This window comes from Kitasatospora sp. NPDC093558 (assembly GCF_040683475.1).
In the GTDB taxonomy this organism is placed as follows: Bacteria; Actinomycetota; Actinomycetes; order Streptomycetales; family Streptomycetaceae; genus Kitasatospora.
On sequence record NZ_JBFBDY010000801.1, the window covers coordinates 1 to 819 of the forward strand.

Here is an 819-nt window from a genome sequence, read left to right on the forward strand (position 1 = left end):
GGTGTGGGCGCCGCCGTGGGGGCCCGCGTGGAGCGCGAGCAGGGGCAGCAGCCGGGCCGCCGTCTCGCCCAACCGGCGTCGGCTCAGCGAGAGTTCGCGTTCGACGCCGAGCCGATCGGACAGGCCGAGGGCAGCCAGCCGGGCCTGCTCGTCCTGCATCTCGGCGACCAGGTCGGCGGCCGTCCAGGTGGGGTGGGTGGTGAGCCGGGTGAGCGCGATGGAAAGGGCGAGCGGGAGGCGGTCGCACAGGTCGACGAGTCGGCGGGCGGCCTGCGGGTCGGCCAGGGCGCGTTCGTCGCCCAGGTGGCGGCGCACGAGCTCATGGGCCGCGTCGGGGGTGAAGACACCGACGGGCACGTACCCGGCGCCCGGTTCGGCGGCCAGCTCGGGCAGGGCGTGGCGGCTGCAGACCACGGTGAGCACCGGGCCGTCCTCGGGGAGGAAGGGCAATGCGGCCCCGGTGTCCGGGGCGTTGTCGAGGACGACCAACAGCCGCAGGGCGCCGATCCGTTCGCGGAAGCGGGCCGCGCGGGCGGCCGGGTCGGCGGGGATCTCGTGGCCAGGGGTGCCGAGCACCCGCAGCAAGGTGCTCAGGACCTCGCCCGGGTCGGCCGGCCCCTCGGGAGAGAAGCCGCCCAGGTCGGCGTAGAGGCGGCCGTCGGGGAAGTGATCGGCTTGCCGGTGGGCCCAGTTGAGGACGAGGCTGGTCTTCCCGCTGCCCGCCGGACCGGCGACGACGGCCAGTCGGCGGGGCGGGGTCGCTGCGTCGGGGAGCGGGGCGGCTTCGGGGAGCAGGGCGTCGAGCTGCCGCTCCTCGCG

Annotated in this window: 1 pseudogene; it reads right to left on the bottom strand. The window is 76.6% G+C overall.

Annotation, left to right across the window (positions count from 1 at the left end):
- Positions 1-819: pseudogene (locus tag AB0O00_RS35380) on the bottom strand (AfsR family transcriptional regulator); the annotation flags it as partial.